Annotated in this window: 23 protein-coding genes; 9 read left to right on the forward strand and 14 right to left on the reverse strand. The window is 60.1% G+C overall.

Going from position 1 to position 26295, the window contains the following annotated elements; genetic code table 11:
• Positions 1-269 precede the first annotated feature (269 nt).
• The 6 genes from J7E41_RS27270 (at position 270) to J7E41_RS27295 (ending at position 6417) form a co-directional block, all read left to right on the forward strand.
• Positions 270-788 carry an RNA polymerase sigma factor gene (locus tag J7E41_RS27270; protein ID WP_214997338.1) on the forward strand — a complete coding sequence of 173 codons (519 nt, stop codon included), beginning with the start codon at positions 270-272 and terminating at the stop codon, positions 786-788.
• The gene (locus J7E41_RS27275) at positions 785-1765 is read left to right on the forward strand and encodes a FecR domain-containing protein (protein WP_214997339.1); all 981 of its coding nucleotides are present in this window, start codon (positions 785-787) and stop codon (positions 1763-1765) included. Before J7E41_RS27270 ends, J7E41_RS27275 begins: the two co-directional genes overlap by 4 nt.
• A 220-nt stretch (positions 1766-1985) precedes the next feature.
• Complete coding sequence (locus tag J7E41_RS27280; protein WP_214997340.1) at positions 1986-4412, forward strand: TonB-dependent siderophore receptor; 2427 nt, start codon at positions 1986-1988, stop codon at positions 4410-4412.
• A gap of 63 nt (positions 4413-4475) precedes the next feature.
• Positions 4476-5579: a PepSY-associated TM helix domain-containing protein gene (locus J7E41_RS27285; protein ID WP_214997341.1), complete on the forward strand. Its 1104-nt coding sequence runs from the start codon at positions 4476-4478 to the stop codon at positions 5577-5579.
• Positions 5576-5752 (forward strand): DUF4175 domain-containing protein, encoded by a 177-nt coding sequence (locus tag J7E41_RS27290; protein WP_214997342.1) that lies wholly within the window; start codon positions 5576-5578, stop codon positions 5750-5752. The genes J7E41_RS27285 and J7E41_RS27290 overlap by 4 nt, the downstream gene beginning before the upstream one ends.
• A 35-nt stretch (positions 5753-5787) precedes the next feature.
• Positions 5788-6417 carry a glutathione S-transferase gene (locus J7E41_RS27295; RefSeq protein ID WP_214997343.1) on the forward strand — a complete coding sequence of 210 codons (630 nt, stop codon included), beginning with the start codon at positions 5788-5790 and terminating at the stop codon, positions 6415-6417.
• A 262-nt stretch (positions 6418-6679) separates the two neighbouring features.
• Here the strand turns inward: J7E41_RS27295 and creD are convergent, their stop codons facing one another.
• Genes creD through J7E41_RS27315 form a run of 4 tightly spaced genes read right to left on the reverse strand, consistent with a single transcriptional unit; the run spans position 6680 to position 10776 of the window.
• Positions 6680-8056 carry a cell envelope integrity protein CreD gene (creD, locus tag J7E41_RS27300; RefSeq protein WP_214997344.1) on the reverse strand — a complete coding sequence of 459 codons (1377 nt, stop codon included), beginning with the start codon at positions 8054-8056 and terminating at the stop codon, positions 6680-6682.
• Positions 8057-8108: 52 nt separating this feature from the next.
• Positions 8109-9548 carry a two-component system sensor histidine kinase CreC gene (gene creC, locus J7E41_RS27305; protein WP_214997345.1) on the reverse strand — a complete coding sequence of 480 codons (1440 nt, stop codon included), beginning with the start codon at positions 9546-9548 and terminating at the stop codon, positions 8109-8111.
• Positions 9548-10216, reverse strand: coding sequence for a two-component system response regulator CreB (gene creB, locus J7E41_RS27310; protein WP_214997346.1), 669 nt, complete (start codon positions 10214-10216; stop codon positions 9548-9550). Before creB ends, creC begins: the two co-directional genes overlap by 1 nt.
• Positions 10217-10275: 59 nt before the next feature.
• On the reverse strand, positions 10276-10776 hold the full coding sequence (locus J7E41_RS27315; RefSeq protein ID WP_214997347.1) for an ATP-dependent zinc protease family protein: 501 nt from the start codon (positions 10774-10776) through the stop codon (positions 10276-10278).
• 171 nt (positions 10777-10947) lie between these two features.
• On the opposite strand from J7E41_RS27315, the gene J7E41_RS27320 reads away from it, so the two are divergent.
• On the forward strand, positions 10948-11847 hold the full coding sequence (locus J7E41_RS27320; protein ID WP_214997348.1) for an acyltransferase: 900 nt from the start codon (positions 10948-10950) through the stop codon (positions 11845-11847).
• Here J7E41_RS27320 and J7E41_RS27325 read toward each other — a convergent pair.
• Positions 11844-12413: a DUF2780 domain-containing protein gene (locus J7E41_RS27325; protein WP_214997382.1), complete on the reverse strand. Its 570-nt coding sequence runs from the start codon at positions 12411-12413 to the stop codon at positions 11844-11846. The two genes, J7E41_RS27320 and J7E41_RS27325, sit on opposite strands and share 4 nt — an antisense overlap.
• Positions 12414-12726: 313 nt before the next feature.
• Between J7E41_RS27325 and J7E41_RS27330 the strand changes: the two genes are divergently transcribed.
• Positions 12727-13185: an anti-sigma factor domain-containing protein gene (locus tag J7E41_RS27330; protein WP_214997349.1), complete on the forward strand. Its 459-nt coding sequence runs from the start codon at positions 12727-12729 to the stop codon at positions 13183-13185.
• A 61-nt stretch (positions 13186-13246) separates the two neighbouring features.
• On the opposite strand, the gene fdhA is transcribed toward J7E41_RS27330, so the two are convergent.
• From fdhA to J7E41_RS27370, 8 genes are all read right to left on the reverse strand, one after another.
• Positions 13247-14446: a formaldehyde dehydrogenase, glutathione-independent gene (fdhA, locus tag J7E41_RS27335; RefSeq protein ID WP_214997350.1), complete on the reverse strand. Its 1200-nt coding sequence runs from the start codon at positions 14444-14446 to the stop codon at positions 13247-13249.
• Between the two features lie 110 nt (positions 14447-14556).
• Complete coding sequence (purU, locus tag J7E41_RS27340; RefSeq protein WP_214997351.1) at positions 14557-15414, reverse strand: formyltetrahydrofolate deformylase; 858 nt, start codon at positions 15412-15414, stop codon at positions 14557-14559.
• Between the two features lie 139 nt (positions 15415-15553).
• Positions 15554-16186 carry a sarcosine oxidase subunit gamma gene (locus J7E41_RS27345; RefSeq protein WP_214997352.1) on the reverse strand — a complete coding sequence of 211 codons (633 nt, stop codon included), beginning with the start codon at positions 16184-16186 and terminating at the stop codon, positions 15554-15556.
• A gap of 131 nt (positions 16187-16317) precedes the next feature.
• The gene (locus J7E41_RS27350) at positions 16318-19335 is read right to left on the reverse strand and encodes a sarcosine oxidase subunit alpha (RefSeq protein WP_214997353.1); all 3018 of its coding nucleotides are present in this window, start codon (positions 19333-19335) and stop codon (positions 16318-16320) included.
• A complete protein-coding gene (locus J7E41_RS27355) occupies positions 19332-19634 on the reverse strand; it encodes a sarcosine oxidase subunit delta (protein ID WP_076017832.1) in 303 nt (100 codons plus the stop codon). Before J7E41_RS27355 ends, J7E41_RS27350 begins: the two co-directional genes overlap by 4 nt.
• Before the next feature lie 15 nt (positions 19635-19649).
• Positions 19650-20900, reverse strand: coding sequence for a sarcosine oxidase subunit beta family protein (locus tag J7E41_RS27360; protein ID WP_169356730.1), 1251 nt, complete (start codon positions 20898-20900; stop codon positions 19650-19652).
• A gap of 22 nt (positions 20901-20922) precedes the next feature.
• Complete coding sequence (glyA, locus tag J7E41_RS27365; RefSeq protein WP_214997354.1) at positions 20923-22176, reverse strand: serine hydroxymethyltransferase; 1254 nt, start codon at positions 22174-22176, stop codon at positions 20923-20925.
• A gap of 257 nt (positions 22177-22433) precedes the next feature.
• The gene (locus J7E41_RS27370; protein WP_214997355.1) at positions 22434-23162 is read right to left on the reverse strand and encodes a TraX family protein; all 729 of its coding nucleotides are present in this window, start codon (positions 23160-23162) and stop codon (positions 22434-22436) included.
• A gap of 90 nt (positions 23163-23252) precedes the next feature.
• Here J7E41_RS27370 and J7E41_RS27375 point away from each other — a divergent pair, with 90 nt between their 5' ends.
• Positions 23253-24293, forward strand: a complete 1041-nt coding sequence (locus J7E41_RS27375) for a low specificity L-threonine aldolase (RefSeq protein ID WP_214997356.1) — start codon at positions 23253-23255, stop codon at positions 24291-24293.
• Between the two features lie 55 nt (positions 24294-24348).
• On the opposite strand, the gene J7E41_RS27380 is transcribed toward J7E41_RS27375, so the two are convergent.
• A complete protein-coding gene (locus J7E41_RS27380; RefSeq protein ID WP_214997357.1) occupies positions 24349-26166 on the reverse strand; it encodes a flavin monoamine oxidase family protein in 1818 nt (605 codons plus the stop codon).
• Positions 26167-26295 lie beyond the last annotated feature (129 nt).

The raw sequence follows: 26295 nt of genomic DNA on the forward strand, positions 1-26295 counted from the left end.
ACCTCTGAGCTCTTTCAGGTAGACCGAGATGGCAGGTTTTAGGGCTGCTGCGCAGCCCAACGCGGGCAAGCCCGCTCGCCACAACAAGCCCAATCACCACAATAAAACCCGCTCACCACAATAAAACCCGCTCACCACAATAAGCCCCCTCGCCACAACAAGGGTGCCCAGTTAGCCGATACCCGACCAACGCTAATTGCCACCACCCCGCACCTCTGACACAATCGCGAATAATTCTCGTTAGTTTAAACTTCCCGATCGGTGATGCCTTGTCGTCAGCCCAAAATCCGCACAGTGAGCTTGTTGGCGCGTTATACCGCGACCATCGTGGCTGGCTGTTGGCGTGGCTGCGACGCAATGTGGCCTGCCCCAGCCGTGCCGAAGACCTGAGCCAGGACACCTTCATGCGCCTGCTGGGCCGTGAAGAATTACACGAACCTCGCGAGCCCCGGGCGTTTCTGGTGGCCATCGCCAAAGGCTTGTTGTTCGACTACTTCCGTCGCGCCGCGTTGGAACAGGCTTACCTCACCGAACTGATGCTGATCCCGGAAAGCGAGCAACCGTCCCCGGAAGAACAACAACTGATCCTCGAAGACCTCAAGGCCATCGACCGCCTGCTGGGCAAACTCTCCAGCAAGGCTCGCGCCGCCTTCCTCTATAACCGCGTCGATGGCATGGGCCATGCCGAAATCGCCCAACGCCTCGGCGTGTCTGTGCCTCGGGTACGGCAATACTTGGCCCAGGGGATTCGCCAGTGCTACATCGCGCTGTATGGCGAGCCACTGTGAGTCAGGTCAGTTCCAAACCGGTGTCGGCGCGCGTTCTAGATGCAGCGATTGCCTGGCAACTGTCCCTGGATTCGGGTGACGGCAACGCCGTGGAGCGCGAAGAGTTCGATAAATGGCTGGGCAGCGACGAAGAACACGCCCGCGCCTGGCGCCAACTGGGCATGCTCGACCAGCGTTTCAGTGTGGCCTCCGGTCCGGCGCGTGCTGCCTTGTTGCAGTCACGCGAAGGCATTCGCCGGCGCGTGCGCAAACTCGGCAGCGGCCTGGCCAGTGTGGTGCTGGTGGCCGGTCTGGCGTTGTTCGCCGGCCAACGTTACGTACCGATCAACTATTGGCTGGCCGACCAACGCACCGCCACCGGCGAACAACGCACGCTGAAACTGGCGGATGGCACGGTGATCAACCTCAATACCCACAGCGCCATCGACGTACGTTTTGACGAAAAGCGCCGGCTGATCGTGTTGCAGGAAGGCGAAATCCTCGTCGAGACCGGCCACAACGACGCCCGCCCGTTTATCGTCGAAACCCGCGAAGGCAGCCTGCGAGCGCTGGGCACGCGGTTTATCGTCAAGCGCGAGGACGACGGCACGCGGCTCAGCGTGTTGCAATCGGCCGTCGCCGCCCAGCCGCAAGCGTTGCACCAGGAGCACATCTACAAGGAAGGCCAGCAAGTGCTGATGCGCAGCGACGGCCTCGGCCCGATGCTGGCCGTCACCCCCGGCAGCGATGCCTGGACCCGCGGCATGCTGGTGGTAGATAACGCCCGCCTAGGGGACGTGATCGAGGAACTGGGGCGCTATCGCACCGGGCATCTGGGCGTAGACAAGCAGGTAGCAGACTTGAGGATTACCGGCAGCTTCCCGTTGCACGACACCGATCTGGCGTTGAGTGCACTGTTACCGACCCTGCCGGTGCAGATCGAGCAGCACACACCGTGGTGGGTGACCGTCACCGCAAGAACCCCCACACAACCGTAAATACCGTCTTGAGTGGGTTAGGGTTGCCCTGCGTAGCAGCTCGTAGGACACGGCTCGGTTCAAGATCAATAGCGCGCCTGGCGCAGCCTCGCTGGCGCTCGACAGCTGCTACGCAACGTATGTTTTTCCGATGAGAAATTATTTTCATCTGGCCCTATCACTTTTTGATTCTCGTTCGGCACATAGGCAATTGCGAATTACTTCCATTCAGGAGCCGCCCATGTCCCGCTCGCTAGACACCCTGTTGCGCCCCAGCCTGTTGGCCGTGGCGATTGCCCTCAGCGCCCCGCTGGCCAGCACCCAGTTGATCGCCGCCGAACAGGCGTCCAGCGTACGCGCCTACAACCTGCCGTCGGCACCGTTGGCCAGCACGCTGAACCAGATTGCGAGCCAGGCGGGCCTCGCGCTGACCCTTAATCCGACGCTTGCCTCAGGGAAAACCTCGGCACCGGTCCAGGGCCAGTTCGATGCACCGGGTGCGCTGCGTGAAGCCTTGAATGGCACCGGGTTGCAACTGGAACAGAGCAGTGCGGGGACGTTCAGCCTGGTGGCGATTCCGGAAGGTGTGGTTTCGTTGCCGGAGACCAACATTACGGGCCAGGGAGATCTTGAAAGTGCATGGGGACCCGTCGAAGGGTATCTGGCGACGCGCACCGCTGCCGGCACCAAGACCGATACCGCACTGGTTGAAGCCCCGCGTTCGATTTCCGTCGCCACCCGCGAGCAGATGCAGGACCGTAACGTCCAGAACCTCGATGACGCCGTCAAGTACATGCCCGGCATCGTTTCCGCCAGCTACGGCAGTGATACTCGCTACGACTGGATGCGTGTGCGCGGGTTCGAACCGACGCAGTTCCTCGACGGCCTTCCGCTGCCTAGAGGTGTGTACGCCAACCCGAAAGCAGAAACCTGGAACCTTGATCGTATCGCGCTGCTACGTGGTCCAGCCTCATCGGTGTACGGCCAGACCCCACCGGGTGGTTTGCTGGACATGGTCAGCCGGCGTCCCAGCGCGGAGTCGAGCAGTGCCATTCAGGTGCAGTACGGCAGTGACAACTATCGCCAGATCAACTTCGCCAGCACCGGCAAGATCGATGATGAAGGTCAGTTTCTCTATGGCATCAGCGGCGTCGTACGCGATGCCGGCACCCAGGTCGATCATATCGACAACAAGCGCTACAACATTGCCCCCAGTTTGACCTGGAATATTGATACCGATACCAAGCTGACCTTGCTTTCGCAGTTCACTCGCGACGATACCGGTGCCACCAGTCAGTTCCTGCCGATACAAGGCACCAAGATCAAATCGCCCCTCGGCGATATCTCCCATCACAAGAACCTGGGCGACCCGGACTACGAATACTACGACCGCACTTACTACGCACTGGGCTACGCCTTCGAGCATCGCTTCAACGATGTCTGGCAGTTCAAGCAGAATTTGCGCTACACCAAATCGGAGTTGTCCTTCCAGCAACTAACCGTGGGCTCCTATCCTTACACTTTGGTTGACGACCAAGGCAATGTTGGCCGTACGTCTACCAATGTTGACGAGGACATTGGCCAACTGGCGCTGGACAACAATTTCCAGGCTGACTTCGCCACCGGCGCCGTCACGCATACCTTGCTGATCGGCCTGGATCATCAACGCACCGACACCACTTACACTTCTATTTTCGGCGACGGGCTGAAAACCAACGTCAACAACCCGATCTACGGTCAGCCGATCGTCCGTCCGGCAAGGTCCACGGCCTACTATGATTACAACCAGAAAACCATCCAGACCGGGCTCTACATCCAAGACCAGATGGCTCTGGATAAATGGCGCCTGACCCTGGGTGGCCGCGAGGATTGGGTGCATCAGGGCACCACTTACTTCAACAAGAACGACATCACCAACACCGACCGTAGCAAGAACTTCAGCGGCAACGCGGCCCTCAGCTATGTGTTCGACTCCGGTTTTGTGCCGTACCTGTCCTATGCCGAATCATTCCAGCCCGCAAGCAACGCCAATGCATCACCTACAGAGTCGTTGAAACCGACTGAGGGTAAACAATGGGAACTGGGGATCAAGTACCAGCCTCCTGGCTCGAATACTCTCCTGAGTGCGGCGATCTATGACCTGACCCAGAAAAATGTTTCCGTCACGACCACAGTGGCAAACATTCCGATCACCAGCCAGACCGGCGAAGTGAAGGTCAAAGGCCTGGAATTGGAAGCCATATCCGACGTAACCGAAAACCTGAAGATTATCGCCGCCTATACCCTGGCCAAATCCGAAGTGCAAAAAGGCGACTACAAAGGTAACCGTCTGCAACTGATGCCCAATCAACAAGCCTCTCTGTGGACCGATTACACCTGGCACAGCGGAGTACTCGACGGCTTCGGCATCGGAGCCGGCGCCCGTTACACCGGCAATACCTATGGTGATCAGGGCAACACCTGGCTGGGCAAAGCCAACGCGGTCACCGTGTTCGATGCCTCGGTGCACTACGACCTCGGACGCCTGGATAACAGCCTCAAAGGTGCCTCGGTGAAGCTGAACGCCACCAATCTGTTTGACAAGGACTACATTTCCACCTGTGACGGTTTCTACTGCTACTACGGCGATCAACGCAGCGTGGTCGCCAGTGCCACCTATCAGTGGTAATCGGCTGATTTAACAACCAGGCCGTCCCAAGGGGGCGGCTTTGGTTTGTCTGAAGGCAATGAAATGAAAAGCAAAACCATCCGCCGCTGGTCCTTCATCCACACCTGGACCAGCCTCGTGTGCACTGTGTTCCTGCTGATGCTTGCGCTGACCGGCTTGCCGCTGATCTTTCATCACGAGATCGATCACCTGCTGGGCAACGAACCCGAACTCAAGGAAATGCCGGCCGACACGCCGCAGCTCAACCTCGAACAGCTCGTGGCTAAAGCCCAAGCCCATCGCCCGGGCGAAGCCATGCAGTACCTGGCCTGGGACGAGGACGACAAGAACGGTGTGATCGCGATCATGGCCGCCACGGCCGGGACCGAGCCCAATTCGTCCCATACGTTCATGCTCGATGCACGCACCGGCGAAGCGGTGGAAACGCCGTCGGCCAACGGCGGGCTGACGATGTTCCTGCTGCGCCTGCATGTGGATATGTTCGCGGGTCTGCCGGGCAAGTTACTGTTGGCCTTCATGGGCATTCTGTTTGTGCTGGCGATTGTTTCCGGCGCGGTGTTGTACCTGCCGTTCATGCGCCGCTTGAAGTTCGCCACGGTGCGCCAGGACAAATCCACCCGCCTGCGCTGGCTCGACCTGCATAACCTGATCGGCGTGGTCACCCTGACCTGGGCCTTGGTGGTGGGTGTGACCGGCGTGATCAGCGCCAGCGCCGACCTGATCATCGCCGCGTGGCGTACGGACAGCCTGAGCGCGATGATCGAACCGTACAAAAACGCCCCACCGCTGACGCTGCGCGCACCGGCCACCGACCTGCTGAAGATCGCCGAGAAGGCCGCCCCCGGCATGGCGCCTGACTTTATCGCCTTCCCCGGCACGCGCTTTTCCAGCGAGCACCATTACGCAGTGTTCATGAAGGGCAGCACCCACCTGACCTCGCACCTGCTGACTCCGGTATTGATCGACGCCAGCAGCCTGTCCGTCACCGCCATCGCCGAACGGCCGTGGTACATGGACGCCATGGGCATGTCCCAACCACTGCACTTTGGTGACTACGGCGGCATGCCGATGAAGATCCTCTGGGCGGTGCTGGATGTGCTGACCATCATCGTGTTGGGCAGTGGCGTGTATCTGTGGCTGGTGCGGCGCAAGGCGGCTAAATCATGAAGCCTCGGCAGTCGAACTTCTGGAAGGTATTCCTTATTCCCCTGGGGATTGGCCTGCTCAGCGCGGCGGGTTTATTTGCCGCATTGTTGGGAGATGGGCTTTGGGATTCGTTGAGCTGGGTCGGGCTGGGCATACCGGCGGTGATTGGCAGTTGGGCGTTGCTCAAGCGTTGAGCTAGGCTAGGGCTGCCCTTTTCCGAGGAATTTCCATGTCCGCTCCCAGCATGACGTTGTTCCACAACCCCGCGTCCCCTTTCGTGCGTAAAGTCCTGGTGCTGCTCCACGAGACCGGCCAGCAGGACCGCATCACCCTGCAGACCGTGCTGGTCACGCCGATCAACCCTATCGAGCAGTTGAACGACGGCAACCCGCTGGGCAAGATCCCGGCCTTGCGCCTGGCTGACGGCAGCGTGGTACACGACAGCCGGGTGATCTTCGATTACTTCGATTACCAGCATGTTGGTAACCCGCTGATTCCTCGCGATGGTTCCGCCCGCTGGCGACGCCTGACCCTGGCCTCGATGGCCGACGGGATCATGGATGCGGCCGTGGTGGTGCGTTATGAAACCGCCCTGCGCCCGACGGAAAAACACTGGGAACAGTGGCTGGAGGAGCAGCGCAACAAGATCCGTCGTGCCTTGGACATGCTGGAGCAGGACGCGATCGCCGAGCTGGCCAGCCATTTTGACGTCGCCGCCATCAGCGTCGCCTGTGCCTTGGGTTACCTGGATTACCGCCACCCGGATCTGGAATGGCGGTCCAGCCATCCGAAGCTGGCCGCTTGGTACGCTGAAGTCAGCCAACGTCCGTCAATGCTGGCAACCCAGCCACCGGTTTGACCCCAAGCTTATTGTGGTGAGCGAACCTATTGTGGCGAGCGGGCTTGCCCGCGTTGGGCTGCGCAGCAGCCCCAGTAATATCACCGAGATTCTTTCAGATAAACCGCAGTGGTGGTTTTAGGGCTGCTTCGCAGCCCAACGCGGGCAAGCCCGCTCGCCACAATAAGCCCCCCGTCCGCGCTCTTCTGGTGGGGGAAACAACGCAGCAATCCTCGCCACCAACCGCTCCCTCACCCGATGATCCTCACGCAACCCCAATGACCTACTCATGCACCGCCTCCAGGTCAAACACCAGAGGTTCGGCGCTCTTGCGCTTGCCCACGCCGTACCAGTCCAGTTTGCGCGTCAACACCATCACCGTGCCCAACAGCCCGAACAGCAATAGCGACCCCATCAACAGCGCGTAATCCTCGGCACTCAACAACCCATACAGCAAGCCATACAACGCCGCCAACCCCGCCGAAAACCCCAGACCATGGGCCAGGCTACGCAACACATGGCAGACGTAAAAACCGATCAGCAACACGCACGCACTGGCCGACAACAGGTACGCCAAGGCGAAGCCGATATGCTCCGACAGTGACAACAGCAGCAGGTAGAAAAATGCCAGAGCCACCCCCACCAACGCGTACTGGATCGGGTGCACCGCCAAGCTCTTGAGCACCTCAAACAGGAAGAAGCCGGCAAAGGTCAGGGCGATAAACAGCAGCGCATATTTGATCGCCCGGTCGCTCTTGAGGTACTGGTCCACCGGGTCGATAAAGTTCACGCCAAAACTGCGGCCGTTGAAGTCTTCACAACCACGCTCCGACAGACAACCGCGCAAGGCTTCTTCCAGGTTGGTGGAGAAAAATGACGTCTGCCAGTTGGCGGTGAAGCCCTTGTCGGTGACCTCTCGCTGGGCCGGCAGGAAGTTGCCGATAAAGCTCGGATGCGGCCAGTTGGAGGCCAGCGTGACCTGGCTGGTCTTGCCCACTGGTACCACTTGCAACTGCTCGGTGCCTTGCAGACGCAGGTCGAAGGCGAAGTCCAAAGGTGCAGGCTTTTTGCTGTCCTGCTCGGGCAGCATCACGTGTACGCCCTCTCCCAGCCAATCCACTTGGGTTCCCGGTGAAAACTCCAGGCGCTGGGTGCCCACCTCCAGTTTCAACGCATTTTCAATGCCGCGAATATCGCTGATGCCCACCGCCAGAAACGCCGGGTCAAACTGGTAATCGGCAAAGTGTTCACTGATGCCCAACTGCGCCGGCAAAACAAAACGCCCGCTGATGCGGTTGTCGGCATGGAACAGCCGCGCCTGGTAGATTCCCCGGGCCCGCAGTTCGGTTTGCACCTGGCCGTCGAGTTCAAAGTGCTCCGGCAGGAAATACAAACGGCCACGCACCTCCCGGGTTTCTTCATAGCGTTTGTTGAGCTTTTCATTGAGCTTCCACTCACGAACGGTCTTGCGATAAGGCACCACCATCACCGGCCCGCTGAGGCGCTGGCTGTAACTGGAGCTGCGGGCAATGTCCATCAACACGCCGTCGCGCAGTTCCTGTCGGTCACTGATGATGCCGTCGATCATCAGCAACGGAATCAGTAACAGCAGGATCAGCAGCGCGATGGCGCCAAGTTTGGATAGCAGGCTGCGGTTCATGGATCTCTCCCTGTTTGAATGAGGGAGAGTCTGGGAGGGGCGTGTGGGGGGTTTATGTAGGGAATGTGGAGACTGTGTGGAGATGCAGCAGCACCTGCACCCCGCCCGGCACGTTGCCGATCTGCAATGAGCCGTCGTGCAGCTTCATCACTTCCTCGACAAAGTTAAGACCCAGGCCGGTGCTTTTACGGCCGCTGCCCGGGCGCGGCAGGGAATAGAATCGCTCGCTCAGGCGCGGCAAGGCGTACTCGGGAATCGGTTCGGCCTGGTTGAACAAGCGTAAGGCCACATCACCGTCACGCTCCTCGGCACTGAAACGCAGGGCGCCACCGGGCGGCGTGAAATCCAGGGCATTTTCCAGCAAGTTGCCCAAGGCCTGACGCAACAGGAAAGGCTCGCCGAATACCCGCACCTGTGCCGCAATCGACTGTTCGACCTGCAAGCCTGCGCCTTCAATCCGCGCACACTGGGCCTGCAGCACTTCGTCCACCAGCGCCGCCAACGGCACGCTGGCCTGGTCTTCCAGACCTTGGCGTTGCTCGACCTGGGCCAGGTTCAACAGCCGCTCGATCAACTGCTGCAAGCGCGCACTTTCACTGTCGATATTGCTGACGAAGCGCTGCTGCTGAGCGTGGGACATATCGCCCTGCAACAGCTCTGCCGCACCGCGAATCGCCGCCAGCGGGCTTTTCAGTTCGTGAGTCAACGTGTGCACATAACGCTCGACGTAGGCCTTGCCTTCCAACTGAGTGCGCATGTGCTCGACAGCGGTGGACAGCTGTTCCAACTCACCGCCGCGATAATGCGGCAACTCGGCGCGGCGCCCTTCACTCACGGCCTGGGCGTAGGCCGTAAGCCGGCCCAACGCAACACTCAGCCACCACGACAGCAGCGCGCCAAACAGCAGGCCCAGGCCCACCAGTCCGGCGCCGTACCACAACAGGCGGTTCTCGGTGCGATCCACATAAGGCTGCAGCGAGCTATTAGGCTTGGCCACTGTGACCACACCGATGATCTGCCCGTTATCGCGGATCGGCGCGCCGACGTGCATCACCGACGACGCCGGGTCATCGAGCTCGCTGCGGGTCGAGCGGGCTCCGTATTCGCCGCGCAGAGTCAGGTACACGTCGTTCCACTTCGAATAGTCCTGCCCCACCGCTTCGCCCGTGGAGTCCAGCAGCACCATGCCCTTGGCGTCGGTGACATAGATGCGATGGTTGACCTGATTCTTCGGCAAGCCCCAGATCGTAGCGCCGGGCTGACGACTGCCATAGGCCTTGAGCAGCTCCGGCCAGTGACTCTGGCCGAGGGTGCCATCCTTGACGTCTTTGCGCAGGACTTCAGCCAGCAGGTTGGCGGTGTCCACCAGGGTTTCTTCGGTGGATTGGCGCACGCCGGGACGGATTTCCTTCATCACTGTGTTGAGCACGAAGTAACCGGTCAGGCCGATAAACAGCGCGTAGACCAGGAAAAACCGAATCCCCAGGCGCATCAGCTGTGACCCGGACTGAAGCTGTAGCCCAGGCCGCGATGGGTCTGGATCGGCTCGGCATCAGGCGCCACACTGCGTAACTTGCTGCGCAGGCTTTTGATATGACTGTCGATATTGCGCTCATAACCGGCATCGGCGGCAACGCCCACGGCATCCAGCAGTTGCTCGCGACTAAAGACGCGCTCGGGCTGCTCCAACAGGCAATTCAGCAGACGGAACTCGTGGCGGGTCAGGCTCAATGGCTGCCCCCGGTAGCTGATCTGCACCCGCTCCAGGTCTACCTGGAACACGGCGGGCGCAGCACCCGGCGTAACCCGTTTGAGGATCGCCCGCACTCGCGCTGCGACTTCCCGAGGGCTGAAAGGCTTGACCACGTAGTCGTCGGCGCCAATCTCCAGGCCCACCACCCGATCAATCTCAGCGTCTCGGGCACTGAGGAAGATCACCGGCACCTCGCTGAAACGGCGTAGTTGCTTGCAGGTCTCAAAACCGCTGATGTCCGGCAGGCCGATATCGAGGATGATCAGGTCCGCCGGCGTCTGGCGCTGATACTCAAGCGCAGCCGCACCGAGGCTCAGCCAGGTGGTGGTGAAGCCTTCGCCTTGCAGGGCAAAAATCAACGTATCGGCTATCGCCGCTTCGTCTTCGACAATCAGGATATGAGGCATGGCGTCCGAGCACTGGAGAGCAAAGCTGAGACGGTGCCCCAAGCCTGCACGGGCGTCAATCAGCAGTCAGGTTTGTCGGCGGTGTAACGGCGGGCAGGGTTCACCGCCGCACCGAACTCGCGCAGGGCCTTGGCGCCGATCAGCAGCGGGTAGTTGAAGCTGCTGCGGTCGGTCAGGTTGACCTCGACGGTGCGCTTGACGTTGCCCAGGCACATTTCCAGGTCAATCACCGGGCGCTTGGCGACGGTGGCTTCGTCCTTATCTTCGTCTTCGTCGGCGCGGCTCTTGATCTTGCTGACCCGTGCGACTTTATGTTCGTAGACCTTGTTGCTGGTGTCCTTGCCGCTCACGCGAAAACGCACCCAGTCCTCACCGTCACGGGTGAAGGTCTCGATATCCTGGGCCGACAGCGAGGCGGTCAGTGCGCCGGTGTCCATTTTGGCCTTGAAGGTTTCACCGATTTCCGGCAGTTGGATGTATTCGTAGCGCCCGTACAGGGTCGGCTCGGCGGCCATGACTGGGAGAGCGACGAGGGCTAGCAAGGCAAGGATGGATTTCACGTAGGTGGTTTCCTTGAAATAGGTAGGCAAATTCTAGACCGCAAAAACAGGCCTTAGTTAGATGCCCAGCATACCCAGCACTTTGTGAAACATTCATTCGCTTATTTGCGATTTGGCCTCTAGGCAGAAGCTGCTTATCATGTTGCGCCCAAAGATTACCAAGAGTTATTTATGCGCCGCCTGCTCACCGGCTGTTTCGTCACCTTGCTGTTATTGCTTAACACCCTGGTCCTGTTCGGGCCGCTGATGGTGTTTGCCCTGCTCAAGCTGGTAGCTCCCGGTCGCCTTCGCGACCATGCATCAACGGCAGTGATGTGGATCGCTGAAACCTGGGCCGAGATCGACAAGCTGATCTTCACGTTATGTACCCCCACTCACTGGGATATTCGCGGCGGTGACGACCTGCGGGGCGACACCTCCTATCTGGTGATCAGCAACCACCAGTCGTGGGTCGATATCCCGGCGCTGATCCAGACCCTCAACCGCCGTACGCCGTTCTTCAAGTTTTTCCTGAAAAAGGAGCTGATCTGGGTGCCGTTCCTGGGCCTGGCCTGGTGGGCGCTGGATTACCCGTTCATGAAGCGCTACAGCAAGGCATTCCTGGCCAAGCATCCGGAGCTGGCGGGCCAGGACCTGAAGATCACCAAAGAAGCCTGCGAGCTGTTCAAGCGCCAGCCGGTGACGGTGGTCAATTACCTGGAAGGCACGCGTTTCAGCGAGGCCAAGCGCCAGCAGCAGGCCTCACCCTTCACGCACCTGCTCAAACCCAAGGCCGGTGGCGTAGCGTTTGTGCTGGCCGCCATGGGCGAACAGCTGGACGCGATCCTCGACGTGACCGTGGTTTATCCATCACAAAAGCAGCAGGAGAAAATTCCAGGATTCTGGGATTTGATCAGCGGCGCGGTGCCGAAAGTGATCATTGATATCCGCACCCGCGCGCTGGATCCAGCGTTGTGGCAGGGGGATTACGCGAACGATCCAGCGTTTCGCCAGACCGTCCAGAACTGGGTCAACCAGCTCTGGATGGAGAAGGATGCACGTATCCAGGCGTTACGCGCAGAAGGCCGTTAACCGCCGGCGCCCCAGAGGCTGCCCAGCTTGCCCAATACCGAGCTGTTGGCACCCTGGCCGCCCAGATACTCCAGGATCACCGGAGCAAACTTGCCGACCATGCTGTCGTCCATGCCCAGCGCGCTGAAGGCGGTGTTCAGGTCGCTGGTGTCCTTCACGTTACCCAACACGCCGTCCAGGCCCGACGTCTTGCTGCCACCGCTTTGGCCGAGCATGCCGCTCAAGGCGCCCAGGCTGCCCAGTGAGTTGCTGCCGGACAGTTTGTCCAGGCCCGGCACGCTCTTGGTCAGTTGCGAGTAATCACCACCGCCCAGTTTATTCTTGGCCAGGCCCAGCATCGCGCCGGTCCCGCCGACAGCCTGCTCTGGCGTCACATTCAATTGCGAAGTCAGGGCACCCAGCAAACCCGCCGTTTGTGACGTGGGCGCAGCAGCAGCCGCCTTGTCGCCACCTTGAGCAGCAGAAACGGCCTTGGATACGTCGTCGAGGCTAAAACCTGCCGCAAACACCGGGCTGGCCGCCACGGTCAACAGGCAAGACAGGGCAAAACCGCGTGAAATCTTCATCGAGACAACCTCTTGATTCATGAACCCACCGGTCTACACCGGGTGGGACAAAGCAGCCGTTGGACTGGGGTTTGCCAAGGATTGTTCCCACAGCCAGATTAGTTCAGGAACCAGTATTCACTGCTGACGGCATCGCAGGCGACGGACTGCCCGGTCGAGTCAGGAACCCATTGCCTATCTGAAGGTCAATGGCAGTACTGCAAAACTCGACCAGCTTACGAGCAAAGAGCCACTAACGGCCTTCGGCAGCGGCCTCATCTGCTTTCTTTCCCCCGCCCGCGCGCCGAACTCAACCCCTGTCAGGAATAGCCTAATGACTGCGACCGACTCCCATGTGATTGACCACAAACCTTCATTCTGGAACCGCCCTCGCCTGTTCGTCGGTGCCTGCCTCGTTGTCGCCGCCGGTATTGGTGGCGCGATCTACACCCAAGATAACGTCAAGTCTGCCGCGACCCTGGTCAGCACCACGCAGCAACCGGCCGCCCAGATCATGGCTCACAAGGATTATCTGGAAGTAAAACCGATTGCTTCGACCGCGCCGGAACCTGATCGCAGCCTGGAGCTGTGGGCCATTCCCGCCGACGGTACGCCTGTCTCGCTGGGCCTGCTGCCGGAAGACGGCAAAGGCATCATTGGCCTGAACCCACGCCAGCAGGAAACCATCAGCAAGCCGGTTGAGCTGCTGGTGAGTTCCGAAACCAAGGGTGGATCGGTGAGCAAACAACCAACCGGGCCTACGGTGTATCAAGGCGCGTTGGCGATTCGCTAAGCCTGCGGCCTGTAGACGTAAAAAGGGCGACCCTTGGGTCGCCCTTTTGTTTGCCTGACGTTTACGCCGCGCTGAACAACTTGTGCGGATCAATCACAAACTTCTTCGGCACACCTGCATCGAACTCGCCGTAACCACGCGGTGCATCATCCAGGCTGATGACCTCCACACCCACGATGTCGGCAATCTTGATGCGATCCCACATGATTGCCTGCATCAGTTGGCGGTTGTACTTCATCACCGGCGTTTGCCCGGTGTGGAAACTGTGGGACTTGGCCCAACCCAAGCCAAAGCGAATGCTCAGGCTGCCCATCTTCGCGGCGGCGTCGACAGCACCTGGATCTTCGGTGACGTACAGGCCGGGAATACCGATTTTGCCGGCCACCCGCACCACGCCCATCAGCGAGTTGAGCACCGTAGCCGGAGCTTCGTGCTTGACGCCGTCGTGGCCATGGCCGCGGGCTTCGAAGCCCACCGCGTCCACTGCGCAATCGACTTCCGGCTCGCCCAGCAGTGCGGCGATTTGCTCGTGCAGCGGCGTGTCCTTGGACAGGTCGGCAATTTCGAAACCCTGAGCCTTGGCGTGAGCCAGGCGGATCGGGTTCACGTCGCCGATGATCACCACCGCCGCGCCCAACAAGCGGGCGGAAGCCGCCGCCGCCAGGCCGACAGGACCGGCACCCGCCACATAGACGGTGCTGCCTGGGCCAACACCGGCGGTTACAGCACCGTGGTAGCCAGTCGGCAGGATGTCGGACAGGCACGTCAAGTCACGGATTTTCTCCATGGCGCGGTCGCGGTCCGGCAGTTTCAGCAGGTTGAAATCGGCGTAAGGCACCAGCGCGTATTCGGCTTGGCCGCCGGTCCAGTCGCCCATGTCGACGTAGCCATAAGCACCGCCCGGACGCGCCGGGTTGACGCTCAGGCAGACGCCGGTATGCATTTCCTTGCAGGAGCGGCAACGGCCGCACGCGACGTTGAACGGCACGGAGACCAGATCACCGATTTTCAGGTTCTCGACGTCACTGCCTTTCTCGATCACTTCGCCGGTGATCTCATGACCCAGCACCAGGCCGGTCTGGGCAGTGGTGCGACCGCGCACCATGTGTTGGTCGGAGCCGCAGATGTTGGTGGAGACCACGCGCAGGATGACGCCGTGCTCAATCTTCCTGCCACGGGGGTCCTGCATTTTTGGATAGTCGATTTTCTGTACTTCGACCTGGCCGTTGCCGAGATACACGACACCACGATTACCAGACATGCTTTCACCTCGCTGTTGTTTTTATGGAACCACGCTGCCCAGGCAGGCAGCGCGTTAAATGCTCGGGTACAGATGCTGTTTCTTGTGCGACTTGCTCGCGAAGGCGTCCATCAGAGCACCACAGTGCGATTGGCGTTCAAAAACACCCGCCGCTCAATGTGATACCCAACCGCCCGGGCCAACGTCAGCCCTTCGATATCCCGCCCCTTGGCGATCAAATCTTCCGGGTAGTGACTGTGGTCCACCACCTCCACGCCCTGGGCGATGATCGGGCCTTCGTCCAGGTCGTTATTGATGTAATGCGCGGTAGCGCCTACCAGTTTCACGCCCTTGTTATAGGCCTGGTGATAAGGCTTGGCGCCCTTGAAACCCGGCAGCAAGGAGTGATGGATATTAATGGCCTTACCGTCGAGCTTGCGGCACAGCTCCGGCGAGAGTACTTGCATGTAGCGCGCAAGGATCACCAGTTCGGCGCCGGATTCTTCGATCACCTGCCACACCTGGCGCTCCTGGGACGGTTTGTCATTGGGGTCCAGGGGGAAGTGGTAGTAGGGAATCTGGTGCCAGTCGGCCAGTGACTTGAGGTCGGGGTGATTGGAGACCACGGCGACCACATCCATCGACAGTTGGCCGATGCGTTGGCGGTAGAGCAAATCGTTGAGGCAGTGATCGGCCTTGGAGACCATGATCACTACTTTTGGCCGGTAATTCGGCGCGGTCAGCTCGAAGATCATGCCGAAGGCTTCACCACGAGTGGCCAGGCCATCGCGGAAGGCTTGTTCGTCGAAACCGTCGGGCTGGCGAAACTCCACACGAATGAAGAAGCGGCCCGAGAGCCGGTCATCAAATGAGTGGTGTTCGGTGACGTAGCAGCCCTGCTCGAACAGATAGCGGGTCACCGCGTCCACCGTGCCGAGCACGCTGGGGCAGTCGGCGGTCAAAATCCATGTATCGGGTGCGCGGCTCATACTCGAATCACTCCTGTCATAGGTAACATCTGTAGCCGCTGGCGAAGCCTGCGATAAGGTCCGAAGGACCTTCAGAGAATTCAAGATCCTGACGGCCCCTTCGGGACCGATCGCAGGCTGCGCCAGCGGCTACAGGGTGTTATGCCTGAACGCTCAAGCCATATTCCGCCGCCGCATCCTGCAACCACAGCCACCAGTAATCCGAGAAGCTGCGACGAATCACCAGCTCCCACGTGTCTTCAGCGGTATGGCGAATCACCAACTGCGATTTGGCGAACACCGTGCCAATCGCCTTGCCCACCGGAAAGTTGTCCGGGTGCACGTCGTAGCTGGTGGACTTCATCAGTACATCCCGTACATTCGGGCCGCTGAGTTCGAGAATCTGCTGGCCGCCGCTGACGTTGACGATCTGGATATGCAGATCACCCAAGGCGTCGCGCAGGTTCTTCTCGGCAGCGAACTCCTCACCGCTCGGCACCACCAGCAGCCATTCATCCGGGCCAAGCCATTGCAGGCTGGTTTCACCCTTGACGATCACCGCAAGGGCGCCAGGCAATTCGATACCCAGGGCCTTGTGTACACCTGCGGCGAAGGCCGCGTCATGGCCATCGCCACGAATGGTCAGGTGGCCGAGGAGTTTCTTTTCACGCACGGTCACGCCGGCATTTTTACGACCCTTGCCCACAAGGCTGGCGAGGTCGGCATGGTGCAGCGACGACTCGGCCTTGGCCCCGGTGGTCGGGCGTTGTTGGTAAACATTGGCTGCTGTCATAAAGCACCTGTGTTGAATTCTGTTAGCTCGCGGTGACTGTTCTGGCGCCTTCGCGAGCAAGCCCGCTCCCACATTTGGAATGCATTCCCCTGTGGGAGCGGGCTTGCTCGCGAAGGCCACGACTCGGTCTGTCAGATATTTTGACGATCGCCTTTAGGATCAAAGAACACCGAAGAAACAATCTCCGCCTCGATCACGCTGCCATCCGCCAATGGCGCAAACACCCGTTCGCCGATGCGCTTCAAGCCGCCCTTGACCACGCCCATGGCAAACGAATAGCCGAGGGAGTTGTGGGCATAACTTGAAGTGACGTGACCGACCATCTTCATCGGGATCGTCTGCTTCGGATCGAACACCAGTTGCGCGCCTTCCGGCAGCCATACGTTCGGGTCGATCGGCTTCAAGCCCACCAGTTGCTTGCGGTCTTCACGCACGCAATCTTCGCGATTCATCCCGCGCCAGCCGATCCACGAGAATGGTTTGGTACGGCCTACGCACCAGCCCATGTTCAGGTCGTCCGGGGTCATTGAACCGTCGGTATCTTGCCCAACGATGATGAAGCCCTTCTCTGCCCGCAGTACGTGCATGGTCTCGGTGCCGTACGGGGTCAGGTTGTATTGCTTGCCGGCCTCGGCGATCTGTTCCAGCACGCCCATGGCGTAGTCGGCCTGCACGTTGACTTCGTACGACAGCTCACCGGTAAACGAGATCCGGAACACTCGCGCCGGCACACCGCCAACCAAACCTTCTTTCCAGGTCATGAACGGGAAGCCGTCCTTGTCCAGGTCGATGTCGGTGACCTCACTCAGCAGCTTGCGACTATTGGGGCCAGACAACGTCATGGTCGCCCAGTGGTCGGTGACCGAGGTGAAGTACACCTTGAGGTCCGGCCATTCGGTCTGCTGGTAGATTTCCAGCCACTGCAACACACGCGCTGCGCCGCCGGTGGTAGTGGTCATCAGGAAGTGGTTATCAGCGAGGCAGGCGGTGACGCCGTCGTCGAAGACCATCCCGTCTTCCTTACACATCAGGCCGTAGCGGGCCTTGCCCACGTCGAGCTTGGTCCAGGCGTTGCTGTAGATGCGGTTGAGGAACTCGCGTGCATCCGGGCCTTGAATGTCGATCTTGCCCAGGGTCGACGCATCCAGCAGGCCGACGCTGTCGCGCACGGCCAGGCATTCGCGTTTCACCGCAGCGTGCAGGTCTTCACCATTACGTGGGAAGTACCACGGGCGTTTCCACTGACCGACGTCTTCAAACTCGGCGCCGTTTTTCACGTGCCAGGCGTGCAGTGCGGTGTAGCGCACCGGTTCAAAAATGTGCCCACAGTGCCGACCCGCAACTGCACCGAACGTCACCGGCGTGTAGTTGGGACGGAACATGGTGGTGCCCATTTGCGGGATGGTCACGTTCAGCGAACGGGCGGCAATGGCCAGGCCGTTGACGTTGCCGAGCTTGCCCTGGTCAGTGCCGAAGCCCAGTGCGGTGTAGCGTTTGACGTGCTCTACCGACTCGAAACCTTCGCGAGTAGCCAGTTCAATGGCGGCGGCGGTGACGTCGTTTTGCAGGTCGACAAATTGCTTCGGCGCCCGCGCAGTGGCTTTTTCATGCGGCACCTGGAACAGCGCCAGGGTCGGTTCTTCCAGACGGCTCAGGGCTTTAGGCAACACGCCTTCTACCGGGGCAAAACCGGCTTCGCTGGCCGCACGTACGCCGCCTTCAAAACCATCCGCCAGGGAATCACCGAGGCCATAGACGCCATTGATACCGCCGACACACACGCGCTTCTGCGGTGCTTCGCCCGGCACAAAACCGAGGATATCTTCACGCCAGGTCGGCTTGCCACCCAAGTGCGAGGCCAGGTGAACCACCGGGCTGTAGCCGCCGGAGCTGGCCACCAGGTCGCAGTCCAGCCATTCGCCGGGGCTGGTGACTTTGTGAGCCTTGACGTCAATCGCCGCCACACGGGCGCCGGTCACGTGCTTGCTGCCACGGGCTTCGATCACGGCGCTGCCGGTGAGGATGCGAATACCTTTGGCACGCGCTTCTTCAACCAATGCGCCGCGTGGGTTGTGGCGAGCATCAGCCACAGCCACTACTTGCAGGCCCGCGTCGTACCAGTCCAGCGCCACACGGTAAGCGTGATCGTTGTTGGTCGACAGCACCAGTTTCTTGCCAGGCGCTACGCCGTAACGGCGCACGTAAGTCGAGACTGCACCCGCAAGCATGTTGCCCGGTACATCGTTGTTGCCGTAGACCAGCGGGCGCTCGCAAGCACCGGTCGCCAGTACCACACGTTTGGCGCGGACACGATGGATGCGCTGGCGCACCTGGCCAATCGGCGCACGGTCACCGAGGTGATCGGTGAGGCGCTCGTGAATGGTCAGGAAGTTATGGTCGTGGTAGCCGTTGACCGTGGCGCGGGGCAGCAGCAGCACGTCCGGCAGGGATTTCAGTTCGGAAATCACACTGGCGACCCACTCGGATGCCGGCTTGCCGTCGAGGCTTTCGCGCGAATCGAGCAGTGTGCCGCCGAATTCTTCCTGCTCATCGGCGAGGATCACGCGGGCACCGCTGCGAGCAGCAGCCAAGGCAGCGGACAGACCGGCAGGGCCAGCACCGACAATGAGCACGTCGCAGTGACGGTTCATGTAGTCGTAGGTGTCCGGATCGTTCTCGGTCGGTGAGCGACCCAGGCCTGCGGCCTTGCGGATGTACTTCTCGTAGGTCATCCAGAACGATTGCGGGTACATGAAGGTTTTGTAGTAGAAACCCGGTGGCATCAGCTTGCCGCCGACCTTACCGAGAATGCCCATCATGTCGTTGTTCACGCTCGGCCAACCGTTGGTGCTGGTGGCGACCAAACCCTGGTACAGCGCCTGTTGCGTGGCGCGCACGTTGGGGATTTGCGTGGCTTCGGTGGCGCCGATCTGCAGCACCGCGTTGGGCTCTTCAGCGCCGGCAGCAAAGATGCCGCGTGGACGCGAGTACTTGAAGCTTCGACCGATGACGTCGACGCCGTTGGCCAGCAGGGCTGCGGCCAATGTGTCGCCTTCAAAGCCTTTGTAGCTCTGGCCGTTGAAGGTGAAGCTCAAGACTTTGTTGCGGTCGATCCGGCCACCGTTGGACAGGCGATTGATCTGGCTCATACCTTCTCTCCAGAAGCCTTGGCGGTGAATTGCGGCTTGCTGCCAATCTTGTAGGTTTCAAGAATTTCGTAGGTGACGGTGTCGCGGGTCGCGTTGAAATACTGGCGGCAACCGGCGGCGTGAATCCACAGTTCGTGGTGCAGGCCGCGGGGGTTATCGCGGAAGAACATGTAGTCGCCCCACTGCTCGTCGGTGCAGGTATTCGGGTCCAGCGGGCGCGGAATATGCGCTTGGCCGGACGCGTGAAATTCCTCTTCGGAGCGCAGTTCGCCACAGTGAGGACAGAAGATATGCAGCATAGGGAATTTCTCCTGTTAGTGGGCGACGGCCGCAGCGCCGTGTTCGTCGATCAGCGCACCGTTGTGGAAACGGTCGATGGAGAAAGGTGCTGCCAACGGGTGCATTTCACCCTTGGCGAGGCTAGCGGCAAACACGTTGCCTGAGCCTGGAGTAGCCTTGAAACCACCGGTGCCCCAACCGCAGTTGAAGAACATGTTCGGTACCGGCGTCTTGGAGATGATCGGGCAAGCGTCCGGCGTGGTGTCGACGATGCCGCCCCACTGACGGTTCATGCGCACGCGGGACAACACCGGGAACATCTCGACGATGGCCTGAATGGTGTGTTCGATCACCGGGTACGAGCCGCGCTGGCCGTAGCCGTTGTAGCCGTCAATACCGGCACCGATCACCAGGTCGCCCTTGTCGGACTGGCTGATGTAACCGTGCACGGCGTTGGACATGATCACGCTGTCGATGATCGGCTTGATCGGCTCCGACACCAGCGCTTGCAGCGGGTGGGATTCGATCGGCAGGCGGAAGCCCGCAAGGCCAGCCATATGCCCGGAGTTACCGGCAGTCACCACACCGACGCGCTTGGCGCCGATAAAACCCTTGTTGGTTTCGACACCGATGCACACGCCGTTTTCCTTGCGGAAGCCGATCACTTCGGTCTGCTGGATCAAGTCCACGCCCAGTGCGTCAGCGGCGCGGGCAAAGCCCCAGGCCACGGCATCGTGACGGGCCACGCCGCCACGTCGCTGAACGGTAGCGCCCAGCACCGGGTAACGGGTGTTCTTCGAGCAATCCAGGTACGGGATTTCGTCGGCAACTTGTTTGGCATCGAGCAGTTCGCCGTCCACACCGTTGAGGCGGTTGGCGCTGACACGACGCTCGGAATCACGGATGTCCTGCAGGGTGTGGCACAGGTTGTAGACGCCACGCTGGGAGAACATCACGTTGTAGTTCAGGTCCTGGGACAGGCCTTCCCAGAGTTTCATCGCGTGTTCGTACAGGTGCGCCGACTCGTCCCACAGGTAGTTGGACCGCACGATGGTGGTGTTGCGCGCGGTGTTACCGCCGCCCAGCCAACCTTTCTCGACCACGGCCACGTTGGTGATGCCGTGCTCTTTGGCCAGGTAGTAAGCGGTCGCCAGACCATGCCCGCCGCCACCGACGATGACCACGTCGTAGACCTTTTTCGGGGTCGGCGTGCGCCACATTTTCTGCCAGTTTTCGTGATGGCTGAGTGAGTGCTTGAAGAGGCCGAAGCCCGAGTAGCGTTGCATAGTCATTACTCCAAAACCGCGCTCAGCGATAAACCGGGAAATCAGCGCACAGGGCAGACACGTGCTTGGCTACGTTAGCCTCGACGTCGGCGTCGCCGAGGTTGTCGAGGATGTCGCAGATCCAGCCGGCCAACTCCAGGCATTGGGGCACCTTGAAACCGCGCGTGGTCACCGCCGGGGTGCCGATGCGCAGGCCCGAGGTCACGAACGGCGACTGTGGATCATTGGGCACAGCGTTCTTGTTGACAGTGATGTGGGCACGACCGAGGGCGGCGTCCGCCTCTTTGCCGGTGAGCCCCTGACGGATCAGGCTGACCAGGAACAGGTGGTTGTCGGTACCGCCGGACACTACATCGTAGCCGCGTTTGATAAACACGCCGGCCATGGCCTGGGCGTTGTCGATCACTTGTTGTTGATAGGTCTTGAAGCCCGGCTCCAACGCTTCTTTGAAGCACACGGCCTTGCCGGCGATGACATGCATCAGCGGGCCGCCCTGGCCGCCGGGGAATACGGCCGCGTTGAATTTCTTTTCCAGCGCTTCGTTGGCCTTGGCGAGGATCAGACCGCCACGCGGACCGCGCAGGGTCTTGTGGGTGGTGGTGGTGACCACGTCGGCGTACGGCAGCGGGTTCGGGTACAGGCCGGCAGCGACCAGGCCCGCGACGTGGGCCATGTCGACGAACAGGTAGGCGCCGACTTTGTCAGCGATCTGGCGGAAGCGCGGGAAGTCCAGGGTCTTCGAATAAGCGGAGAACCCGGCGATGATCATTTTCGGCTGGTGCTCAACGGCCAGGCGCTCGACTTCGTCGTAGTTGATCAGCCCGGTGTCGGTGTCGATGCCGTACTGCACGGCGTTGTAGAGCTTGCCGGAGAAGCTGACCTTGGCGCCGTGAGTCAGGTGACCGCCGTGGGCCAGGCTCATGCCCAGCACGGTGTCGCCGGCTTGCAGCAGCGCCAGGAACACCGCGGCGTTGGCCTGGCTGCCGGAGTGCGGCTGCACGTTGGCGTAGTCGGCGCCGAACAACTGCTTGGCGCGTTCGATGGCCAGGGCCTCAACTTTGTCGACGTGCTCGCAGCCACCGTAGTAGCGCTTGCCCGGATAACCTTCGGCGTATTTGTTGGTCAGGCCGCTGCCCTGGGCTTGCATGACACGCTTGCTGGTGTAGTTCTCTGACGCGATCAGCTCGATATGATCTTCCTGACGCTGCTCCTCGGCATTCATGGCCGCCAGCAGTGCATCGTCATAACCCTGGATCTGGTCTTGCTTGCTGAACATCGCGTCTCTCCCAGCGGCGGCGGTGCGCCAATCGTATTGTTGGGGCCGCCGCACGACGGAGGGGCCCTTTGATGCGATGGTAGGGCTGGTGCAGACAGGTCAAATGCCTACGGACGCCACGCAAAGGTGCGTTTACGACATTGCTGGAACAACGCAGAACAAATGTGGGAGCGGGCTTGCTCGCGAAGGCGGTGGATCAGTAAATACATGTGCCGGCAGAACCACCGCTTTCGCGAGCAAGCCCGCTCCCACAGGGGTTAGGCGATGATCTTGCGAACGAGTAACAGCAGTATGAAATGCGCGGGATAGAGGGCGTATGCCCAGCGCCGCATGGCTGGCGGCGACACATGCCTGGCATGTCGCAACAAGACCAATCCCGCCAATGGCGCAATCAGGCATGTCGCCAATCCCGAGAGGGCAACGACGTTGCCGTTATCCAGTAAAACCTGCCATTGATTGGCAGCCAAACACACCAGCCCCGGCAACAGGCTGAAGTACCACGGCCGACGAAACACCCACAACATCGCCAACGGCAGCAATACGCCAAAGAACCCAAACATCAATTGCGTTGAGAATACCGCCGCCAATACCAGGGCAATCAGCGCCAATCCTCGATCAAAAGCCGCCTTCTGCTGCCATCCTCTGGCAATCAGCAACCCCAGCGCCAGCGTCGGCAATACATTCAGCGTGTCCGCATCCTCGATAAACAGCCGATACGGCACTTCACTGATCACACTGAACAGCAATAGCCACCCCAAGTAACGCCATTGAAAGGTCACGGGCGCATCCTTGACCCGATGCAGATTCGCCGCGATTGCCAGGCAAAACCACGGGAAGGCCAGACGCCCCGGCACATACAGGCCGTCCAGGTTCAAACCGACGTAACGCAAGTGATCCAGCACCATACTCAGCAGCGCCAACCATTTGAGCAGGTCCAGGGCGCCATCGCGGACGCGGCTTACAGGAATCGTTTCAGTACCGTGCATAATTCCCCAGTGACTTTGCATTAACAGAGCGTGCGTGCGCCCGACAATCTTGGTTAAAGTGCGCACCAACATCGACCACAGGAGCGGGCCATGACCGACAAGAGCCAACAATTCGCCAGCGACAACTATTCCGGCATCTGCCCGGAGGCCTGGGCCGCCATGGAGCTGGCCAACCAGGGCCATCAACGCGCCTACGGTGACGATGAGTGGACCCACCGCGCCGCCGACGGTTTCCGCAACCTGTTTGAAACCGACTGCGAAGTGTTCTTCGCCTTCAATGGCACGGCGGCCAACTCCCTGGCCCTGTCGTCGTTGTGCCAGAGCTACCATAGCGTGATTTGCTCGGAAACCGCCCACGTCGAAACCGATGAGTGTGGCGCGCCGGAGTTTTTCTCCAACGGCTCCAAGCTGCTCACCGCCCGCACCGAAAACGGCAAACTGACCCCGGAATCGATCCGCGAGATCGCCCTCAAGCGCCAGGACATCCATTACCCCAAGCCTCGCGTGGTAACCCTGACCCAGGCCACGGAAGTGGGCAGCGTCTACACCCCGGAAGAAATCCGCGCCATCAGCGTTACCTGCAAGGAACTGGGCCTGAACCTGCACATGGACGGCGCGCGGTTCTCCAATGCTTGCGCGTTCCTCGGCTGCTCGCCTGCCGACCTGACCTGGAAAGCCGGCGTCGACGTGCTGTGCTTTGGCGGCACCAAGAACGGCATGGCGGTGGGTGAAGCGATCCTGTTCTTCAACCACAAACTGGCCGAAGACTTCGACTACCGCTGCAAACAGGCCGGCCAACTGGCGTCGAAAATGCGCTTCCTCTCGGCCCCGTGGGTTGGCCTGCTGGAAAATGACGCCTGGCTCAAACACGCCCGCCACGCCAACCACTGCGCACAACTGCTCAGCAGTTTGGTGACGGACATTCCTGGTGTGGAATTGATGTTCCCGGTCCAGGCCAATGGTGTGTTCCTGCAACTCTCGGAACCGGCCGTCGCCGCACTGACCGCCAAGGGCTGGCGTTTCTACACCTTCATCGGCAACGGCGGCGCACGCTTCATGTGTTCGTGGGATACCGAAGAAGAGCGGGTAAGGGAGCTGGCGGCGGATATTCGGGAAGTGATGGCGGGCTGAACACCGTTTGAGCAGAATGCCTGCGCCTGGCAGGCATTCTGTTGGATTTACCGTCTCAAAGCGGCATCGGCTTGAGTGTTTCCCATTGATCAATGGGCCCCGGGTTGTGACTGTAGGCCCCACCCGCAAACTTGACCGCCAGCTTGTTCACCGCATTGAGCGCCGTGGTAACAGCACCTTCGGCCCAGCCTCCCGTCCATGACACGTCATCTCCGGCCAGAATAAAACCATCAGGATTACCCTGTTCGACCCCGCTCATGAACTGGGAAAACAACCTGCGCTGATATTCGTATTGCCCTGGCAAGTTCATCTTGAAGGCGCAGAGAAAGAACGGCTGCTCTTCCCAATTGATTTCGACAAATGGATCCCTGGCCCCAAAGTGCGATACCAGGTTCAAGCCTGAACCTCGATAAACCTCGTCCAACAACGTCGTACAGAGTTCGACATGCGTCGGTAGCGGCGCCGAACGGTCACCAAGAAACTTCAGGCTGTCATCGTTCCAGGTATAGGACAGGAAAATGCCGCTACCTCGATAGGCTCCCTTGCTTTGCGAGTAATCCAACAAGTAGGTTCCGCGGGTAATCCGATCAGACAGGGTGACACTCATTTTGTAATGACCATCCGTACCGGTCTCCTTCCAGAAGGGTTCCAGGGTGGCCGCAAATATCTTCGCCGACTGCATATAGTGGGTGTACATCACGGCCTCCCAGGTATCCCTGGGCAACAAGCTGTCCATCGCCGCCAGGCGGTCCTTGCCGCCCATATAGCGAAACTTGTCGAGGATACGCACATGAGGGGTGTAAACCACGCTTTCAAAGGAGTGACGAGTATCCTGCCCTAGCCGAGTATCGTGGACAAAGACTTCAAAGCTGCCATCGGCCTGGCGCTCGATCTGACGCACTTCCTGGTTGAAGGGGTTAGCGATGACCTGCTCAGTAAGCATCTTCACCGTGGTTGTGGCAGGCCAGTGAACCATCACATCGCCCAACGCTTGTGGTGACTGGCTCCACAAACGTGCGGGCAACTGCGAGGAGCCGTCGTACATCAACGTATGGTTGGCATCCAGGCCGGTGTACAGCACCCGCAAGACCTCCAGAAAGCAATTGGGATAGTCGGTGTTCCATCCACCGGTCCCAAACCCTATCTGGCCAAAAAGATCGATGTCCGCACGACTCCAACCGGCCTTCTCGACCATCGCGGAAAAGAAACTCAGATTGTCCCAGCCCGCGTCCAGAATGGCGTTCCAGATCGACTTGATCAACGCCTGATTGATGCTGCCTTCGGACATGGCCAGCTCCATATCAGTGAATTTGATCGGATCGATTTCGAGGAACACCTCGAAAAACAGTCGCTCGATATCCTTGTATTTTTGAGGCAAGTCACTCCCTTCGTAGTAGGTTTGCTCATCGTTGTAATCGACCACCGTGCTGGCCGTCGCCGGCGAACCCGGGTTGGGGAAATCAGCCGAGTTGGCGCTCATGCCCACCTTATCGAAGTAGTGCATCAGGGCCTTGCCCGACTTGGGGAAACGCATGGCCCCCAACTCACAAATCACACTGCTCGCAGGATCGGCTGGATTCCCCACCACGTGCGAATAGAGCCGCCCACCTATACGGTCCGAGGCCTCCACAAGCACCGGGTGCAAACCCATACGCATCGCTTCATAGGCCGCCACCATACCCGCGACACCCGCGCCGACAATCAGGACTTTTTTGCCGCGGGCAGCAGCCGGAATATCGGCCAGGGCGGAAATCGAATCGCGCGCAATCTGCAGGTAATTGGCGTAATGGAAAGGAAAATCAGGAATCAGTGCCGTGACATCGTTACTCAAAAGCCGTTGGGCACCTTGGGAACGGGAAGGAATCGCAGACATGATGACATCCTTGCAGGCAGGGAGATTGTCCACCCTCTACTACAAGGCTAAAGGCGACTGCGACGGGACTAAGGACCAGCGTAGAAGAGTCCTCATCAACGGTTATATCCCTTCGAAATAAGATTGCGG

This window comes from Pseudomonas fluorescens (assembly GCF_018614655.1).
Lineage (GTDB): Bacteria > Pseudomonadota > Gammaproteobacteria > Pseudomonadales > Pseudomonadaceae > Aquipseudomonas > Aquipseudomonas fluorescens_BX.

Excerpts from the sequence above, each read along its gene's own strand:
- creC (WP_214997345.1), bottom strand. The coding sequence starts at position 9,548 with ATGCGCCTGGGGATTCGGTTTTTCCTGGTCTACGCGCTGTTTATCGGC.
- J7E41_RS27290 (WP_214997342.1), top strand. The coding sequence starts at position 5,576 with ATGAAGCCTCGGCAGTCGAACTTCTGGAAGGTATTCCTTATTCCCCTG.
- J7E41_RS27285 (WP_214997341.1), top strand. The coding sequence starts at position 4,476 with ATGAAAAGCAAAACCATCCGCCGCTGGTCCTTCATCCACACCTGGACC.
- J7E41_RS27350 (WP_214997353.1), bottom strand. The coding sequence starts at position 19,335 with ATGAGCCAGATCAATCGCCTGTCCAACGGTGGCCGGATCGACCGCAAC.
- J7E41_RS27330 (WP_214997349.1), top strand. The coding sequence starts at position 12,727 with ATGACTGCGACCGACTCCCATGTGATTGACCACAAACCTTCATTCTGG.
- J7E41_RS27345 (WP_214997352.1), bottom strand. The coding sequence starts at position 16,186 with ATGACAGCAGCCAATGTTTACCAACAACGCCCGACCACCGGGGCCAAG.
- J7E41_RS27375 (WP_214997356.1), top strand. The coding sequence starts at position 23,253 with ATGACCGACAAGAGCCAACAATTCGCCAGCGACAACTATTCCGGCATC.
- J7E41_RS27370 (WP_214997355.1), bottom strand. The coding sequence starts at position 23,162 with ATGCACGGTACTGAAACGATTCCTGTAAGCCGCGTCCGCGATGGCGCC.
- J7E41_RS27355 (WP_076017832.1), bottom strand. The coding sequence starts at position 19,634 with ATGCTGCATATCTTCTGTCCTCACTGTGGCGAACTGCGCTCCGAAGAG.
- J7E41_RS27280 (WP_214997340.1), top strand. The coding sequence starts at position 1,986 with ATGTCCCGCTCGCTAGACACCCTGTTGCGCCCCAGCCTGTTGGCCGTG.
- glyA (WP_214997354.1), bottom strand. The coding sequence starts at position 22,176 with ATGTTCAGCAAGCAAGACCAGATCCAGGGTTATGACGATGCACTGCTG.
- J7E41_RS27325 (WP_214997382.1), bottom strand. The coding sequence starts at position 12,413 with ATGAAGATTTCACGCGGTTTTGCCCTGTCTTGCCTGTTGACCGTGGCG.
- fdhA (WP_214997350.1), bottom strand. The coding sequence starts at position 14,446 with ATGTCTGGTAATCGTGGTGTCGTGTATCTCGGCAACGGCCAGGTCGAA.
- J7E41_RS27320 (WP_214997348.1), top strand. The coding sequence starts at position 10,948 with ATGCGCCGCCTGCTCACCGGCTGTTTCGTCACCTTGCTGTTATTGCTT.
- creB (WP_214997346.1), bottom strand. The coding sequence starts at position 10,216 with ATGCCTCATATCCTGATTGTCGAAGACGAAGCGGCGATAGCCGATACG.
- J7E41_RS27295 (WP_214997343.1), top strand. The coding sequence starts at position 5,788 with ATGTCCGCTCCCAGCATGACGTTGTTCCACAACCCCGCGTCCCCTTTC.
- purU (WP_214997351.1), bottom strand. The coding sequence starts at position 15,414 with ATGAGCCGCGCACCCGATACATGGATTTTGACCGCCGACTGCCCCAGC.
- J7E41_RS27380 (WP_214997357.1), bottom strand. The coding sequence starts at position 26,166 with ATGTCTGCGATTCCTTCCCGTTCCCAAGGTGCCCAACGGCTTTTGAGT.
- J7E41_RS27360 (WP_169356730.1), bottom strand. The coding sequence starts at position 20,900 with ATGCAACGCTACTCGGGCTTCGGCCTCTTCAAGCACTCACTCAGCCAT.
- creD (WP_214997344.1), bottom strand. The coding sequence starts at position 8,056 with ATGAACCGCAGCCTGCTATCCAAACTTGGCGCCATCGCGCTGCTGATC.